At 70.5% G+C, this 17,112-nt stretch carries 11 protein-coding genes; 3 read left to right on the top strand and 8 right to left on the bottom strand.

Features of this window, described 5'->3' with window-relative positions; all coding sequences use genetic code 11:
* Positions 1-54 precede the first annotated feature (54 nt).
* The 3 genes from B7K24_RS03730 to B7K24_RS03720 are packed head-to-tail and all read right to left on the bottom strand — an operon-like array spanning position 55 to position 3,933.
* Positions 55-1,593 carry a hypothetical protein gene (locus B7K24_RS03730; RefSeq protein WP_084128801.1) on the bottom strand — a complete coding sequence of 513 codons (1,539 nt, stop codon included), beginning with the start codon at positions 1,591-1,593 and terminating at the stop codon, positions 55-57.
* A complete protein-coding gene (locus tag B7K24_RS03725; protein ID WP_084128800.1) occupies positions 1,586-3,175 on the bottom strand; it encodes a hypothetical protein in 1,590 nt (529 codons plus the stop codon). The genes B7K24_RS03730 and B7K24_RS03725 overlap by 8 nt, the downstream gene beginning before the upstream one ends.
* On the bottom strand, positions 3,175-3,933 hold the full coding sequence (locus B7K24_RS03720) for a hypothetical protein (RefSeq protein ID WP_084128799.1): 759 nt from the start codon (positions 3,931-3,933) through the stop codon (positions 3,175-3,177). The genes B7K24_RS03725 and B7K24_RS03720 overlap by 1 nt, the downstream gene beginning before the upstream one ends.
* A gap of 150 nt (positions 3,934-4,083) precedes the next feature.
* Between B7K24_RS03720 and B7K24_RS03715 the strand changes: the two genes are divergently transcribed.
* A complete protein-coding gene (locus tag B7K24_RS03715; RefSeq protein ID WP_084128798.1) occupies positions 4,084-4,746 on the top strand; it encodes a DUF998 domain-containing protein in 663 nt (220 codons plus the stop codon).
* 107 nt (positions 4,747-4,853) lie between these two features.
* On the opposite strand, the gene topA is transcribed toward B7K24_RS03715, so the two are convergent.
* Positions 4,854-7,517, bottom strand: coding sequence for a type I DNA topoisomerase (gene topA, locus B7K24_RS03710; protein ID WP_084128797.1), 2,664 nt, complete (start codon positions 7,515-7,517; stop codon positions 4,854-4,856).
* Between the two features lie 173 nt (positions 7,518-7,690).
* Here topA and B7K24_RS03705 point away from each other — a divergent pair, with 173 nt between their 5' ends.
* The gene (locus B7K24_RS03705; protein WP_084128795.1) at positions 7,691-9,142 is read left to right on the top strand and encodes an oligosaccharide flippase family protein; all 1,452 of its coding nucleotides are present in this window, start codon (positions 7,691-7,693) and stop codon (positions 9,140-9,142) included.
* 60 nt (positions 9,143-9,202) lie between these two features.
* Positions 9,203-10,027, top strand: coding sequence for an inositol monophosphatase family protein (locus B7K24_RS03700; protein WP_084128794.1), 825 nt, complete (start codon positions 9,203-9,205; stop codon positions 10,025-10,027).
* 57 nt (positions 10,028-10,084) lie between these two features.
* Here B7K24_RS03700 and B7K24_RS03695 read toward each other — a convergent pair whose 3' ends face one another.
* The 4 genes from B7K24_RS03695 to B7K24_RS03680 form a co-directional block, all read right to left on the bottom strand.
* Entirely contained in the window at positions 10,085-13,108 is a 3,024-nt protein-coding gene (locus B7K24_RS03695) for a leucine-rich repeat domain-containing protein (protein ID WP_144268102.1), read from the bottom strand.
* 121 nt (positions 13,109-13,229) lie between these two features.
* Positions 13,230-14,531, bottom strand: coding sequence for an alpha/beta fold hydrolase (locus tag B7K24_RS03690; RefSeq protein ID WP_084128791.1), 1,302 nt, complete (start codon positions 14,529-14,531; stop codon positions 13,230-13,232).
* Positions 14,532-14,574: 43 nt separating this feature from the next.
* Positions 14,575-15,420, bottom strand: a complete 846-nt coding sequence (locus B7K24_RS03685) for an anaerobic ribonucleoside-triphosphate reductase activating protein (protein ID WP_084128789.1) — start codon at positions 15,418-15,420, stop codon at positions 14,575-14,577.
* 164 nt (positions 15,421-15,584) lie between these two features.
* Entirely contained in the window at positions 15,585-17,111 is a 1,527-nt protein-coding gene (locus B7K24_RS03680; RefSeq protein ID WP_084128788.1) for a methyltransferase, read from the bottom strand.
* Position 17,112: the final 1 nt, after the last annotated feature.

The raw sequence follows: 17,112 nt of genomic DNA, 5'->3' as shown, positions 1-17,112 counted from the left end.
TATGAACGGCCGATGCCGCGGTGGGGTTGTGGCCGACCCCCCCCCCTTTTTTCTTCAGTCGACCAGGGTGATCTCGCCGGAGTCGACCCACGTGGTCAGGTACCCGTAGCCGTCGCTCACGAGTCCCTCGACGTGTTCGCCGTCATACTCAATCGCGAGCAGCGCTCGGTACGTTCCCGCCTCGGGAAGGGGCCATTCGCCGCACGTGGCCGCCATGTGGTTGGCCATGCCGACAATCTCGGTGCGGTCACCGCTGGCCAGGTCGATCAGGAAGTCCACCTGAACGGGAGCGGCAGAAAGGAGCGCTCCCGTCCCGGGATCGAGCAGATACAGGTCACCCAGCTGCGTCCAATACGGCCACTCGCCGCTGGATTGCTGTTCCTCATCGAGTGTCATCCACCACTCATCTCCTGTAAGCGCCCCGCGCGGGAGGGTCCTGGGCAGCGTAAGGTCCGAGACCTCGGTCGGAACCACGGGGATGTCGACACCGTCACCCGCGACCGCGAGAGCACTCGCCGTACAGGGCGCTTGGAGACGCACACCACTGGTGGCTGATGACAGTGGGACGCCCGTATCGGCCACGAGGTCCCGTACCTCGGCTGCGGTCGAGCGGTGCGGCACCTGTGCGAACTCGCGGCTGGCGGCCTCTTCGGCGTCCGCAATCTCTTCCGGGGTTGCGGGATCGAGGGCGGCGGTGAGCCCCGCCTCCTCAAAGCCGGGAAACTCCACCATGGTCCCGTCGAGCCCGGCCGCGTCCGTATTAGTCAGCAACGGCGTGCCGTCCTCGTCCCTGACCTGCACAAACGTGTGCAGGCTGGTCGGCAGGTCGGGTGCGAGATACGGATATCCGCTCGTCGACCCCAGTGTCCCTAGACACGAGGGCTCCATCTGAGACATGTACGTGATCGAGCTGCGGTCTACGGCGGCGTCATACATGGGCACGGCAGAGTCGAAGCTCCAATGACCGGTCTCGAACACCGAAAGGTCGACCGGCCACGCGGACGTTGCGCTGATGAGGCGTCCGCCCGACACCATATAGGCCACCGCATCGACGTCGTACAGCGCGTCACCGTCCCAGCTCACCGTGATGGCTGTCACGACGCTGGTCAACCCCTGCTCGGGGTCCTCGGCGAGCGCGACCACGCCGTCGTGTCCAATCTCGGTGATGGTGAGCTCGGACGCCCACGCGACTTCCAGGGGCCGGGCGAGGATCTCGACCCCTAGGTCGCGCACCTCGTCCGATGCGATCACCACGCCGGGCTCGCCGAACGGCACGTAGGGCTCCGGGTTCATGCTGGGACCGCAGGATCCCCCCGCGCGGTCGTCGAGGCGCATGATGAGCGCCTCGCCCACAGTGCCGTCGGACGCGTCGATGCTGGGGAGCGGCTGTTCGGGGCGCAGGGTGAGGGCCGATGCCGCGGCGACCACGAGCGCCACGCACGCCGTACCCGTGCGGACCGTCGTGCGGCGACGACGGCGCCGGCGAGCGGTCGCCATGTCGACGGCTAGGGCATCGGGGTCGGCCAGCGCCTGCGCGACCTGTTCCCCGGCGCTGTGTCCTGCGGCCTCGAAGGCATCGCGTGCGTCACGCATCACGCGGACCCGCGATGAAGGGACCCTCGACGACCGCGATGTCGCCAAGGTCATACCAGGCGACCATGATGCCCGCAGCCTCCGTCGGGACCGGCATCGACTGGTAGTCGAACACCGCCGTCGCGTTGTGCTGGTCGACAACGAGCGCACGATACGTGCCGGGCGTGAGCTCGTCGACGTCCTGGCACCCCCCAGCCCCGCCATACGACGAGATGCGGGACACGTCCTCCGGGAGCCCTTCGCTACCGAAGGTCCGCTCGAGGTCCAAGGGCGCCTGTGCGACGAGAGCACCGCCAGAGTCCAGGAGGTAGAGCGTCAGGGAGTCCGACGCCCAGCTGCCCTCAAGGGGGGTGTCCGGCGCCTCCCACACCGTCCCCCCGCGCAACCCGTCGAGAGACAGTTCGTCGGGGAAGTCACGCAACCATGCGATCTGACGGAGATCTGTAGTGGCGGGAATCACCGACAAGTCGGCCCCGTCCGACGCCAGCTGCGCCGCTACGTCCTGGCAGTCTGCGACGAGCCGCGCACCGGCGCCCGCCTTGGCGAGAGCAGTTCCTTGCTCCCGGACCAGGTCCCGGACCTGTGCCGGCAACGACGGTGTGGGGGAGATGCGCGGCCGGGCGTCGCGTTGTTCGGTAGCTGCCGCCACCTCCTCGGGGCCGGGCGGCGCGAGGTCGATCGTGTCGTTGAGGTCGGCGTATCCGTGAAACTCGATCGTGGTGCCGTCGAGCCCCGCCGCGTCGATGAACGTCGCCAACGGCTCGCCGTCCTCGGAGCGCACCTGCACCGCCGTGTGGATCTCGGCGGGAAGGTCAGGCGCCAGGAAGCTCTCCATGCCGGCCGCCGTCGGGTCGTCGCCCAAGCAATACGGGATGAGCGGGGAGACGAATGTGACAACGCTGCGGCCGGTGGTGGGGTCGTAGCGAGGAAGCCGCGCCGCTGACGAGTAGTCCCAGGTCTGGCGCATGTCGCGTGGCGTCCCCACGACCGGGCTGATGGCGCGTCCGCTCGCGACGAGTTGGGCGCCCGCATCGACCTGATACAGCGCATCCCCAGCCCAGCTCACCTCAAGCGCGACGATGTGGACGTCTGCCCCAAAGTTATAGGTGGTGGATTCGTCGGCGATCAGCGCGCCCTGCTCGAGCTTGGTCTCCTCGAATTCGTAGCCGGCATCGTCGGTCCTCAGGATGCGGCCCTCGACACGGATGTCGGCGTCGCGGACGTCGTCGGAGGCGATGCTCACGCCGCGCTCCGCTCGGGGCAGATAGGGGTCCGGTTCCGTCGAGGGATAGCACCACTCGCCGCCGTCCCAGGTGGACGCCATCACTGCCATATCCCTCACCACCCCGTCAGCACTTGTGCCCGCGGGCAGTGGCGGTTCGGGGCGCAAGGTCAGCGCCGATGCTGCAGCGGCCACAAGCGCGACGCACGCCGTGCCGGCACGCACGGCGGTGCGGCGGCGCCGTCCGCGGGTGGCCGCGCCGATGTCGTCGGCGAGGCCATCGGCGTCGGTGAGGCCATCGGCGATAGCGCTTGCAGCGCTGTGGCCGGCGGCATCGAAGGCGTCGCGTGCGTCCCGCATCACGCGGAGCCCGTGACGACCAGGCGCTCGACGTCCTGCTCGCTGGTGCCGAGCTTCGAGGCTAACCGCGAGCGCCCCAACGCGAGCAGCTCGATGACCTCGTCGCGCCCAAGACGCATGGAGCGAGCGATGGCGCGCGCATCACGGTCCAGTCGATAGTGCAGCGCCATCGCGAGGCGGATGTCGTCGGGTAGGGCCGCGATGGCGAGGTCGAGGTCGGACAGCGACGCACGGGCCGAGGGCTCGGGCGGCGACGAGACCGGCGCGCTCACGTCATTTGGCTCGGGCGAGACGGGCGCGACCTGCGGTACCGGTGCCGGCGCGGCCGCTTGCTCCGCACGCAGCCCAGGAGCGGCGGACCCCGGTGTCGGAGGCGCGTAAGGGTTGTGGGAGGAGGCCTCCGGGGCCGGAGCGCCCTCTCGGCCAGAGGGTTGTGCGGCGTGCGGCGCGGTCGCCGACTCCTGCGCGGCGGCAGGGGAAGGAGGCGCAAACGTCGAGCTCGCGATGTCGCCCTCGGCCGCCGGGTTCGGTTCGGCGAGCCCTCCCGACCGCCATCGCTCGCATGCAACGACGGCGAGGGCGTCGCGCATGCGCGCCTGGAGACCGCGCGAAAGCCTCCATCCACGCGCCACCGCTCGCGGCGCCGCGGCGCGCATGAGCGCCGTCGCACCCTCGACCGAGCCGGTCAGCGCGAACGCCAGACCGGCCAACGTCGGGTCGCGGTACAGCGTCGTGACCGCGTTCTCGACCCTCGTCATGAAACCCCCTGGCGGCCACCCTAGACGACCGGTGTCTCACCCGGCTAGCACCGACTCGCGAGGCCCGAGCGAGAGCAATTCGAGGCGCCGCTCCGGTCGCCGTCACCAGGCGTAATCTGGAAACACAGGCATCCTCGAGAGGGGGCCGTCATGGAGGCAACGACGCTCTCCCCACGCACCACCGGCCGCGTGCCGCTCTCGGTTGCGGCGCTGGGCCTCGCGGGGATGTACACCGGGACCATCTGGGTGGCCGTCGTGCTCACGCTGCACGTGGTGCGCGACGACCTCGATCCCTGCTGCTCGGCGATGGGCGACTACGCCGCAGGGGACCTGGAGTGGCTCATGCAGGCGGGCTTCGCGATCGTCGGGTTCGGCTGGATGGGTGTGGGCATCGCGCTGCGACGCGCCCTGCATGGCGTGGCGGGCGCACGCGTCCTCCGCACCATCCTCCTGGCCGTCGGCACCGGCCTGGTTTTCGCCGGAGTGTTCCCCGTCGGCGACACCATGCACACGGCAGGCGGAGTCGTCGCCTGGGCGGGTCTGGTCGCCTTCGGGATCGCCGCCGCGCTGACCTTCGCACGCACCCCTACGTGGCACCGCCTCGCGACCGCGCAGGTGATCTTTGCCGTCTCGGTTCTCTCCCTCGGCCTCGCCGCCATGGTGTGGGGGGCGCAGGTGGGCGAGGGCTTTGGATGGTGGGAGCGAGCGCTCGCCGTCCTGGTCATGCCCTGCTGGCTGGCCCATCTGGGCTGGACGCTGAACCGCGCAGCGAGCAAGACACCACAGCGCCCCTCACCCTCGCCGTCGGTTTAGCCCACGGATGGGACTCATGGCGACTCCTGTGACACATGCGACGGTCGCACGTGTCACATCAACCCCACAGGTCACACCTGTGGGCCAAACCGACGCGGGTGGTGGCGCTACTTCTTCTTGGGCGCGGCCTTCTTCGCGGGAGCCTTCTTGGCCGCCGGCTTGCGGGCAGGCGTGCGCTTCTTGGCCGGGCCCTTGGCGCGCTTGTCCGCGATGAGCTCGAACGCACGGGCCTCGTCCACGCCGTCGACCTCTTCACCGCGCGGGATGGTCGCGTTGGTCTCGCCGTCGGTGACGTAGGGACCGAAGCGGCCGTCCTTGATCACCACGGGCTTGCCCGAGACGGGGTCGTTGCCGAACGCCTTCAGCGGTGGAGCCGCGGTGCGGCCGCGGCCACGCTTGGGCTGCGCGTAGATCGCCAGCGCCTCCTCGAGCGTGATGTCGAGCAGCTGCTGCTCCGACTCGATGGTGCGCGAGTCCGTGCCCTTCTTGAGGTACGGGCCATAGCGGCCGTTTTGCGCCGTGATCTCCTCGCCGTCCTCGGCGACGCCCACCACGCGCGGCAGGCTCATCAGCTTCAGCGCATCCTCGAGTGTCACCGTCTCGAGGTACATGTCCTTAAACAGCGACGCCGTCTTGGGCTTGCCCTTCGCATCCTCCGGCAGCACCTCCGTCACGTACGGGCCGTAGCGTCCGCCCTTGGCGACGATCTCGTAGCCCGACTCCGGGTGCTGACCCAGGGACCGCTCGTCGCCGCCCTGGTTCGCGAACAGCTCCTCGGCCTTCGCGACCGTCAGCTCGTCGGGAGCCAACTCCTCGGGGATGGACGCGCGCTGCTGCTCGCCGTCCTTGTCACGCTCGATGTACGCGCCGTAGCGGCCGTTGCGCGCCGCGATGCCGTCGCCGATCTCGAACGTGTTGACCGCACGCGCGTCAATCTCGCCCAGGTTGTCGAGCAGCTCGCGCAGCCCCTCCTGGGCCGCGCCCTCGCCGCCGAAGTAGAACTCGCGCAGCCAGTCCTTCATGGAGCGCTCGCCCGAGGCGATGCGGTCGAGCCCCGCCTCCATCTCCGCCGTGAATCCGTAGTCGACGAGCGACGGGAAGTGCTCCTCGAGCAGGCCCACGATCGAGAACGCCAGCCAGGTCGGCACCAGCGCACGCTTGTCGATGCGCACGTAGCCGCGGTTGATGATGACGTCCACGGTCGAGGCATACGTCGAGGGACGGCCCAGCTTGCGGTCCTCGAGCTCCTTGATCATCGCGCCCTGCGTGTAACGCGGCGGCGGGTTAGTCGCGTGGGTCAGCGCCTCGAGGTCAGTCGCGTCCAAGGCGTCCCCAGCAGCAACCTGCGGCAGGCGCGACTCGCCGTCGGCGGGCTGCTTGCCCTCGTCGTCGTCGTAGCGGGCCTTCTCGGTGGACTCGACGTACAGCGCGCGGAAGCCGGGCGCCGTCAGAATCGTGCCGGACTTGGTGAACTCGACGCGATGCCCGCCGGACGACTGCGCCCCGACGGTGATCGTCGAGGTGGTGCCCACGGCATCGGCCATCTGGGACGCCAGGGTGCGCTTCCAGATCATCTCGTACATGCGGAACTCGTCGCCGCGCAGGCGGGCGCGCAGCGAGTCCGGCGTGCGGAACTTGTCGCCGGCGGGGCGGATCGCCTCGTGCGCCTCCTGCGCGTTCGAGTCGGCGGAGGCGTAGATGCGCGGCGACGTGGGAACGGCGTCGGGGCCGAACAGGTCGATGGCCTGCGAGCGCGCGGCCTTGATCGCCTCGCTCGACAACACCGGCGAGTCCGAACGCATATAGGTGATGTAACCCTGCTGGTACAGGGCCTGCGCCACTCCCATCGCCTGGCGCGCACCGAGGCCCAGCTTGCGCGAGGCCTCCTGGATCAGCGACGAGGTGATGAACGGCGCGGCGGGGCGCTTCTTGTAGGGCTTGGACGTGACGTCGACCACGGAGAACGCGGCGTGGGCCAGTCCCGCCGCGATCGCGCCGGCCTCGCCGGCGGTGACGTGGTGGACCTTGTCCGAGGTGAGCACGCCGCGGTCGTCGAAGTCCTTGCCCGACGCGACACGCTTGCCGTCGACCTTGGACAGGCGGCCCACAAAGGCGACGCCGGCATCGGCGCCCTGAGTGGCCGTGAAGCGCGCCGTGAGGTCCCAATACTCGGCGGACTGGAAGGCCATGCGCTCACGCTCGCGGTCCACCACCAGGCGCAGCGCGACCGACTGGACGCGGCCCGCGGAGGAGCCCTGGCCCACCTTGCGGCGCATCACGTCGGACATGTCCCAGCCGTACAGGCGGTCGAGGATGCGGCGGGTCTCCTGCGCCTCGACCATCTCCATGTCGATCTCGCGCGGCGCGGCGAGCGCACGGTTGATGCCCTCGCGGGTGATCTCGTGGAAGGCCAGGCGCTTGACAGGTACCTTCGGCTTCAGCACCTCGAGCAAGTGCCACGCGATGGCCTCTCCCTCGCGGTCCTCATCAGTGGCGAGGTAGAGCTCGTCGGCGTCCTTGAGCTTCTTCTTGATGTCGCTCACGATCTTCTTCGAGCGCACCGACACCTGGTAGTAGGGGTCGAAGTCGTTGTCGATGTCGACGCCGTACTTGCCGTAGGGGCCCTTCTTGACCTCGGCGGGCATCTCCTTGGGCTCGGGGATGTCGCGAATGTGACCCACGGAGGACACGACGTCGTAGTCGGAGCCGAGGTAGCCGCCGATCGTGCCCGCCTTGGTTGGCGACTCGACGATGACGAGCTTGTGTGCCATGGGTTCCTGCCTAACGACGTTGGGGAGAGTTTTTCGCGCCGTGTCAAGGGGGCGAGACGCTCACAGAATACATACGGGTCAACGGGTGTCTATCGGGACGGGTTCCTCGCGGCCCCGCCGTCACGGCTCCGAGTAGCATCACCAGCACCACCTCACCCACCCCGAGGAGCACCGTGTCAGGACCCGAGCCCGCGCTCGCCACCTCCGGCGCTCGCGGCGCCGTGGTGACCCTCGCGGGCCAGGTCGTCATGGTCGCGACACGGGTGGTGGGCCTCGCCGTGTTGGCGCGCCTGCTGACGCCCGAGATCTACGGACTCATGGCTATCGCCACCGGCTTTTCCACCTTCGCGGTCGCGGTCACCACACTGGGCCTCCCCATGGCGATCGCCGGGGCAGCCGAGATCTCCCGGCGCGCACAGTCCACGCTGTTCTTTCTGTCGCTCGCCTTCGGCGTGGTCGTGGGCGGCGTCATCGCTCTGGCCGCGCCGCTCATCGCGAACCTGTGGGGCGAGCCGCAGCTCGAACCCGTGCTGCGCTGGCTCGCGCTCGCACCGGTCATGGGCTCCGCGCTCGGCATCTTCCAACTCCATCTCGCACGCCAGCTGCGGTTCGTCGCCGTCGCGGCCGTCGGCACCGTCGCCACCGTCACGAGCTTCGCGCTCGCCATCGCGGTGGCGGCAGGCGGCGGAGGCATCGAGGCGCTCGTCGTCCAGACCCTGTCGATGCCCGCGATCGAGCTCATCCTGCTCGCGATCGTCGGGCGCTGGCTTCCCGGCCGGCCCCACCGCCTGGGCGCCGACGAGCGCGCCCTGATCCGCAACGCGCGCCACCTGCTGGGCATCAACGTGCTGGGCCAGACAGGCCGCTACGTCACGGCGCCCATGCTCGGCCTCGTCGCCCCGCCCACCCAGGTGGGCCTGTTCGACCGCGCCCAGCAACTGGTGTTGCTGCCACTGGGCCTCACCATCGACCAGATGAAGCGTGTGGCGCTGCCGGTGCTGACACGGGTGCGCGACGACCGCGAGCGCCTCGCCTCGTATTACCGGCGCGCCCAGCAGCTCGCGACCTATGGCACCGGGCTGTTGTTCGCGCTGCTGGCGGCGCTCGCCGAACCCGTGGTCGCTGTGGTGTTCGGGTCCGGCTGGGAGGCGGCGGTGCCGCTGCTGAGGGTGCTCGCCCTCGGAGGGATCGTGCGCGCGTTCGGGCTGACCGTCCAGTGGCTGCACATGGGCGGCGGCTCGGCGCAGGCCGGCCTGCGGTTCAACGCATGGGCCATCCCGCTCGTCGTCGCGATCACCGCTACCGGCCTTCCGTGGGGCGCGATGGGCGTCGCGGTCGCGAATGGCGTGGGCTGGCTGGTCTATTGGCCGCTCGCAGTGCGCGACGGCGCGCGGGCCGTGGGCATCCCGGCTGCGCCGGTGATGGCCGATGCCGTGCGCGTCTCGCTCACGGTTCTCGCCCCCACGGCGGTGGCCGCCTGGGCAGCATCGTCCCTCGTTGAGGGCGCATGGCCGATGCTCCTGCTGGGTTCGGCGGCCGCGCTCGCCGTCCTGGGGGTCGCCTTCGTGGCGCTGGCGCGGGTGCGCGCGGACGTCACCTCGCTGGTCGCGATGGTGAGGGGCTAAGCGAGCGTTCGCGACACACCCCGTCACCCGGCTGTCACCCGCGCGTGCCACGATGGACGCGTGAACAGCGAAGCCGTCGAGACCCTCATGCGCCGCATTGCGGACGACGTGATCCGCCCCCGATTCCGCTCCCTGGCCGACGCGGAGATCACCACCAAGACCGGCCCCCACGACCTGGTCACGGTCGCCGACGTCGAGGCCGAGCGGGCCCTCACTCCCCTGTTGCGTGAGATCGAGGACATCGCCGTGGTCGGCGAGGAGGCGACCGAGCACGACGCTTCGCTGCTCGACCTGCTGGGCTCCGAGCCCGCGGCGTGGACCGTCGACCCGGTGGACGGCACGTGGAACTTCGCGCACGGGAAGGTCGACTACGCCGTGATGGTCGCGCGGGTGGTGGGCGGACAGACGCATGACGGCTGGATCCTTCACCCCGAGACCGGGGACCTGTTCGGGGCCCAGCGTGGCGAGGGCGCCTGGGTCGTGAGGGGCGAGGGCGGCAAGCCCGAGGCCCTGCCCGTGTTCGACGGCCCCGCCCGACCGCTGTCGGCGCTGCGCGGTGTGGCGATCGCCCGGTTCCTTCCCGGCGGCCTGGCCGAAGGCGTCGCGGGACTCGCCGAGGACGTGGGCGAGGTGGTACCCCCGCGCATGTGTGCGGGCTGGGACTATTGGGACCTCGCGAACGGCACCAACGACTTCCTGCTGTGGTCGCGCGCCAAGCCGTGGGACCACGCGCCCGGCGTGGCCATTGTGCGCGAACTGGGCTACGTGGCCCGCTACCTCGACGGCACCGACTACCGGCCGGAATTGCCCGGCCAGCCGTTCCTCGTGGCCCGCGCGAACGAGTGGGACGCCGTCGCCGAGCGCATCACCGCGCGCATGAACTAGACGGCCGATGAACCCCGTGCGGGCGGCGAGAATGCTCGCCGCCCGCACGGGGACACGCTAGGCCCGGTGGCGTCGCCCGATGAGGACCATGCCGCCCGCCGCGATGAGCGCTGCAGCCATCCCCAGCGGGAGTGCCATGTCCGACGGGCCGCTCGCACTCAGCCCGTCCAGGCCGTTCGCCGAGGCGTCACCATCTGCCGCCCCGGACGTCGCACCCACCTGGCCGACGGGGTGGGCGGCCTCCTCGACGTCACCGGAGTCGCCTCCATCGGTGTCGCCGCCCATGGCACCGTCTTCGCCCGCGGGATCGTCCTGGCCCGCCGGGTCGTTGTCGCCTGCCGGGTCATCGTCACTCACCGGCGTCTCCGTGTCCGGGCTCTCCTCCCCGACGGGGTCGCCGTCGCCCGGCGCGGGGGTCTCGGGATCCTCAGGGGAGCCCTCGGGCTCGTCCGCGGCTGTCACGGTGAGCGGCTGCCAGCCGAAGAGGTCGCCGAACACCGTGTAGACCGCGATCTTGTGCTCGCCGGGCTCCGTGTCCGCGGGAATCCGCACCACGAAGGACTGCTCCGTCGGCGCGTCGAGGATGTCCAGCTGCACGGGCGTAGAGAAGAGGACCACGTCCATGAAGTCGTTGGGGTCGGGCTCGTCCTCAGAGTCGTCGCCTACCGGCGGCTCCTCGTCCTGGGCCACCGCGAGCGCAAGCGGAAGCGCCAGGGGCTCGGGGTCGCCCGTCGGCTCGGGCTCGGGCGTGCCGGTGGGCGCGGGGTCGGCCACGAGCGTGAGCAGATCGCCGGCCTGGACCGACGACGGGATCGTGAACCCGCCTTGGGCCTCGGGAGTGAGGTCGTCCTCGCTGGGCGTGTAGTCGCCCGGGGTGAGGCCCCCGAACTGCGCCTCGAAGACCAGGTCCTCGGTGCCGACGATGAATGGCAGCTCGGGGTCGTAGCCCACGAACTCGGTCCCATACGGCGCCACAGCCTCGGGTCCCTCCTCGATGACGAAGCCCTCCTCGACGTGCTGCCAGCGCTCGTCGAAGGTGTCGGGGCCCTTGTCGAACGTCACGTCGACCAGGCACATCGGGTCGATGACGCCGCCGGAGAACGGAGCGCGCGCGCCGTCGCAGTCCAGGCCGAGCGCGCCGTCGTGGACGAAGAACTCGAACGGCGGGACGTGAGAGAAGAGCTGGTCGGCCAGCCCGAGCCTGTCCGCACGGTCGTGCAGCACGACCTTGCTCAGGTGGGTGTCATCGAGGAACGCGAAGTTCCCCAACGCCGTCATGTCGCCCTTGATCGTGACCTCGGTCAGCGTCGGGATGAAGGCAAAGGCCTGCTCGCCCGTCGACGTCAGGGTCGGCGGGAGCGTCAGCGTGGTGAGTGCGGTCGACGCAAATGCGGACGTGCCGATCGAACTGACCAGCCCCAAGTCGACCGTCGCGAGCGCGCTGGCATGCTCGAAGGCGCGCGGCGCGATGGTGCGCAGATTCACCGGAAAGGTGATCGAGGTGAGCGCATCAGCATCGGCGAAGGCGCGATCCTCGATGGCGGTGAGGCCATCCGTGAGGTTGACCGTGGCGAGCTCATCGGCGTCCTGGAAGGCCCGGGCGTCGATGACCTTCACGGTCGAGGGAACGGTCAGCGACGTCGCGGTCGCGGCCACACTCACGCGTCCGTCGCCGTCGCCCAGGATCTCTACCGGAGCGCCGCCCAGGCTCGACGGCACCACCACGTCGGCGCAGCCGGTGATGTCGAGGACTCGCGCCCCGGTGCCTTCGAGCTGGTAGGTGTACGTGCACCCGTCCTCGCCCACCGCGTTGCGGATGTCCGCCTCGAACTGGGCGACGAGCGTCACGTCCGAGGCACCGACGGTGTAGGGCAGGGCCGGCGCGAAGCCCGCGAGGCGCTGCCCGGGCGGAGTGATGACGTCGGGTCCTTCCGCGATCACCGTGCCCTCGACCAGGTCGCGCCGCACGTCGGTGCCGAGGGCGCCCAGGTCGAAGGTGACGTCGCTCAGGCAGTCGCTGGTGAAGGTCTCGCCACCGATCGTCACGGACTCACCGCTGCAGTCCAGGCCCATGGCGCCGTCGTGGAACAGCAGGCGCAGGCGGAAGCTGGTGCCGTTGAACGTGGACGAGCCGAACGAGGCCACCGGGCTGCGATCGAGGATGTGCACGTCGCCCAGCGCGGTGTCACCCTCGAAGGTGTGGTTCTGGAAGGCGAGCACGCTGCCGCGCAGCACCACCTCGGTGAGGTCGTCCATGAAGGCAAAGGCACGATCGCCCGTCCCGCCCACCGTCGCGGGGATGTCGAGCGAGGTCACGGCGCTGCCCCTGAACGCATCCGCACCCACATGCTTGAGTCCCTTGCCGAGGTCGACCGACGTCAGCGCGGTCGCGTCGGTGAAGGCATTCCTGCTGACGACCGTCACCGAGTCCGGCAGTGTCAGCGAGGTGAACGTGGACACATCGCTCATGGGGTCACTCAGGCCGACCGTGACCACCGAGAGGCCCTCGATCACGCTCGGCACCACCACGTCGGTGCACCCCTCGATGTCGCTGATGACCGCTTGCGTGGCCGCCGCGATGAAGGTGTAATAGCAGCCATCCGCGCCGAGGAACCGCGGGTCGTCGTCCTCCTCCACGAGGGCCGATGCGACGGCCGGCTCGGCCAGTCGCGCAGCCTTGGGCGCGGGGCTGGGCTCGACCGGGAGGGCCGATGCGGTGGGCGCCGGCTCCGTCGCGACAGGCTCGGCGTCGCTCGCGACCGCCTCGGTCACCTCGGGCTCGGTCACCTCAGGCTCGGTCACCTCGGCCTCAGCGACGGGGGCCTCGCTGGGCTGCGCGGCCGGCTCCTCGACCGGGAGGGCGTCCGTCGGCCCCTCGGCGGCCGACGGCTCGGGTACGGGACTCGCGACGGCATCGGCCGTCGGGACGGGAGACGCGGAAGGCGTCACGGACGGTGACGCCTCCGCGGCGAGGCCATCCGCGGCACTCGCGGCGCTTCCGCCGAGCGCGGCGGCCGCGAGCACCGCGACGGCGGCAGCGGCGGCGCCCGCGCGGCGGGCAAGGGACATGGGGGCAGACATGGAGAGGCTCCTGGGGTCGGCTGACGGGGTACGGCCCGCGGCCATCTCGCGTGCTCGGCCTCCACGCTAGAGGCGCACGCGGCTCCCGGCCAGCGTTCTCAGGACACCCTCATGTGCGCCCTCAGATCTCCTCAGAAACTCCGTCGGCGGAACCCAAGAAAGCGTCGAGGTGACTCAGGAAGTCCTTCCACGCGGGCTCGTCCTCGCCGAGCAGGTGGTTGGCGCTCTCGAGCAGCACGAGCGAGGAGTCGGGGATGAGGGTGGCGAGCTCGCGTGCCTGCGACACCGGCACCCTCACGTCGCCGCGCGAATGGAGGATGAGCGTGGGGCAGGTCACTCGCGGCGCCTCGTCGACCACGTCGATGTGGGCGAACTCCTCAAGGAAGTTCACGGCATTCGCGGCCGAGGTGGTGCTGCGCTGGAACTCGGTGAAGGCGTCCCAGTCCTCGAGCGTGCCCTCGGGGAGGAACTGCGACGCGAAGACACGCATGAAGCTCGAGTCCTGCTGCTCCCAGCCCACCCGCGCGAGGTCGACATCGAGGGCGGCGGCTGCCCGCTGGGCATCGTCCTCGGCCCGCACGATTCGTCCGCGGGCATATCCGCCCGAGAGCACCAGGCGCTCCACGCGGTCGGGATGGCGGGCGGCGTACGCGACCGCCACCGCGGCACCCTGCGAGATACCCAAGAGCGGAAAGGTCTCCACCCCGGAAGCCTCGACGACGGCCTCGAGGTCGGCCACCCAGTCCTCGAACGTGTTGCTGGGCGGATCCCAGTCGGACATCCCGCACCCTCGCTCGTCGTAGCGAATGAGGCGCCGGCCCCACGCCATGCCGCGGTTCCAGTGAGCCCACACGGGGCTGTCCCACTCGAGGTCGAGGTGTGTGATCCAGTTCGCGGCCTTCACGAGCACAGGCCCCTCACCGACCGTGGCGTAGGCGATGCGGGAGCCGTCTGCGGCGGCGCAATACCGGATCGCCTGCGTACCGACCACCGTGTGGGACGTGGCGACGGGGGTGGTGGGCGCCGGAGCGCGGCCCGCGGGCGCAAAGCTCGCCGGGCCGACCGGAGCGGGTGGCGGGACGGGTGCGGAGCCTGCCGCGGCATCGGCCACCGTCACGTCGCCGACGAATTGATAGCCGCGACCGTGAACGGTGCGGATCAGTCGCTGCGCGGCACCCGTGTCTCCAATCGCACGGCGCACCGTACGCAGGGCGGTGGTGAGCGCGGCGTCCGACACATACGTGGTGCCCCACACCGTTTCGAGGATCTCCGGCTTCGTCACGACCCGGTCACGCTGCTCGATCAGCACGCGCAAGAGGTCGAAGGCGCGGGGCTCGATGCGCACCGGGTCTGCACCCGCGCGCAACTGATAGCGGGCCGCGTCGAGCACGAACCCCTCAAAGTGCAACTCCCCCACGGCCACGCTGGAACTCTACCCACCGATGCACGTCGACGGAAGGCGGCGATTACCGCACGGTGAACTTGCTCAGATCCGTGAGGGTCAGGACATCGCGGATGCCGCGCCCGCCGAGGCGGTCCGCGTAGCGGGGGTTCGCGATCCCCGCGATGACCTCCTGCAGAGCAATACGGTGCACCCCGCGCGCCCGGAGGGTGTCGGCAAGGTCCAGTATCTCCGCGCGGGTGTGAAGGGTGGGGTCGACGGTGATGGTGACCTCGAAGGCAGTCGACGAGGCCTGGAGGATGTCGAGCGAGCGCCATGCCGCGTCGCCCGCCACTAGCGAACCGGTGACGGCGCCGTAGCGGCTGGGCTGGCCCTTGATGTCGAGCGAAACGAAGTCGACCAGCGGCAGCGCGCGCTCGAGCCGCGCAGGATACGCGCCACCGGTGTGCAGGGCGATGCCGAGGCCGGCCTCACGCATGAAGGCCATCGCGGGGAGGAGCGCGGCTTGCCGGGTGGGCTCGCCGCCGGTGAAGACGATGCCATCGATGTCGCGGTGGACTCCCGTCACGTCGGCAACCACGTCCGCCCACGTCCAGCGGCCGATACCCTCGTCGCGTCGCATGGACGGGTCAAGGCAGTACCCGCACGTCCACGGGCATCCCTGCAAGAAGAGCGCGGCGACGGTGCGTCCACGCCACAGCATCGTGGTCGCGGGGAGGTAGCGAGAGATCGCGAGGGTGGCGGGAGAGCCGGGCGCCGGCATCGCTCGCGGGGCGGGCGGCTCCCAGGGTGTGACATCGGGCCACGGTGCGAGGTCGAACCATGGCACTCCGTCCCACCACGACACCGTGTCCCCGTGAGGAGCCGTGATCACCGGCGACGCGGGTGGGAACGCGGCGGACGCGGGCATGGCAACGACTCCTCGATCAGGGGTAATACGGCCGACTGCCGCGAGGAGAGAACGCACGGCATCGGCCCCGCGCACCCCACCACCACTGTGAGGTGCGTCACGTCGCTCCCTGCGGCATGGTCGATGGAGCGCAGCCACCGCGTGGTCGGGCTCAGCGCCCCTCGTTAGCGGATGAGGAAGCCGTCACGCACCAGGTCGCGAATCGCGGGCACCAGCCCACCCACCATGGTGCCTGCCGGGACGTCGAGCAAGGCGGCGAGCGCGTGCGCAATCTGGCCCGCCGTCAGCTCGCCGTCGCACGCACCCACGAAGCCCGCGAGCGCCGTGTCGGCCTTGATGGAGCGGCCCAGCGCGCCGCCTTGGCGCAGCAGGAGGTGTTCGGGATCGACGAGCAGCGGGCGCCCGTAGGTTTCCTTGGTGACGTCGGGCGCCACCGTCAAGGCCGCGTCGAGCAGAGCTTCGTCGCTGGTCTGCGCGAGCCAGTCGTGTGCGTCAAGGCTCGCGGCGAGGTGGGGGCCAAGGGGGCTGGGAAGGGCACCCTCGTGCTCCTCGAGCCGGCGCAGCGTGGGCGAGCCGTGCATCGGCCGGCGCAGCAGCACCGCGCCGAAGCCGATGGCCTCGACCCCGGTGGCATCGAAGGCCCGCAGGTAGGTCTCGTAGGCGTCCCTGAACCGCTCGGCGTCGCGCTCGGGCGTGATGCCGGCGTCGCGTAGCCACGTCTCGGCGTACTCGGCGGCGTCGAGTGCGTCGCGCTGGATGACCCAGGCGTCGAGCGGCACGGGACTCGCGTCGAGCCACGTCTCAAGTCGACTGGTCCAGTCGCCGCGGATCTCCCAGTTGCCCAGGAACTGTGCGATGCCGCCTGGATGCAGATGCGCGCCGGCCTCGCGAATGAGGGTCTCCACGACGGCATCGCCCTCAAGCCCACCGTCGCGGTACTCGAAACGGGGCGCGCCGGGAGGGGTGATGACGAACGGCGGGTTGGACACGATGAGGTCGAAAGCCTCGCCCTCGACGGGCTCGAGCAGGCTTCCCTCGCGCATGTCCCAGGCGGCCTCGCGCAGGGCGGGCCGGTTGATCGCCTCGCTCAGGCGCGCGTAGGCGAGCGCGCGACGGGAGATGTCGGTGGCGACGACCTGGTCTGCGTGAAGAGAGGCGTGGAGGGCCTGGATGCCGCAGCCGGTGCCGAGGTCGAGCACACGCCCCACGGGGCGGCGCACCGTGACCGAGGCGAGCATGGTCGACGCGCCCCCGACCCCGAGCACATGGTCGGGTTGCACCGCCCGGCCGGTGATGGCCTCGCGCGGGTCGGACGGCACCCACCAGTCCACCTGGACGTCGCCGTCGGCGGCGGCGTGCGGGCTGAGCTGCACGAGGGCGCGGCCGGCACCGTCGGTCATGGCGACGAGACCGGTGCGGGCGGCTCCGTCCGCCGTGAGCGCGGGCAGCGCGGTCGACAGGTCGGCATCACTGAGGACGTCGCCGAGCACGAAGAGCCGGGTCAGGAGCGCGTGCCGGTCCGCCCCTGCGTCGCGTGCGGCCATGAGCGCGGGCGTGATCTGTTCGCGACCGAGCGCCCTTGCCGCGCGGTCCCCCACCACGGCCTCGACGGCATCGACGGTCCATCCCGCCAGGTCGTCGCGCAGGCGCGCGGCGTCGTCGGCAGACAGCTGTGGCACGTTCTCACTCACG

The organism is Demequina sp. NBRC 110055 (genome assembly GCF_002090135.1).
GTDB lineage: Bacteria > Actinomycetota > Actinomycetes > Actinomycetales > Demequinaceae > Demequina.
This window is presented reverse-complemented; position numbering and strand designations above follow the sequence as displayed.

Excerpts from the sequence above, each read along its gene's own strand:
- B7K24_RS03685 (WP_084128789.1), bottom strand. The coding sequence starts at position 15,420 with ATGCCCGCGTCCGCCGCGTTCCCACCCGCGTCGCCGGTGATCACGGCT.
- B7K24_RS03730 (WP_084128801.1), bottom strand. The coding sequence starts at position 1,593 with ATGCGTGACGCACGCGATGCCTTCGAGGCCGCAGGACACAGCGCCGGG.
- B7K24_RS03715 (WP_084128798.1), top strand. The coding sequence starts at position 4,084 with ATGGAGGCAACGACGCTCTCCCCACGCACCACCGGCCGCGTGCCGCTC.
- B7K24_RS03725 (WP_084128800.1), bottom strand. The coding sequence starts at position 3,175 with ATGCGGGACGCACGCGACGCCTTCGATGCCGCCGGCCACAGCGCTGCA.
- B7K24_RS03720 (WP_084128799.1), bottom strand. The coding sequence starts at position 3,933 with ATGACGAGGGTCGAGAACGCGGTCACGACGCTGTACCGCGACCCGACG.
- topA (WP_084128797.1), bottom strand. The coding sequence starts at position 7,517 with ATGGCACACAAGCTCGTCATCGTCGAGTCGCCAACCAAGGCGGGCACG.
- B7K24_RS03695 (WP_144268102.1), bottom strand. The coding sequence starts at position 13,108 with ATGTCTGCCCCCATGTCCCTTGCCCGCCGCGCGGGCGCCGCCGCTGCC.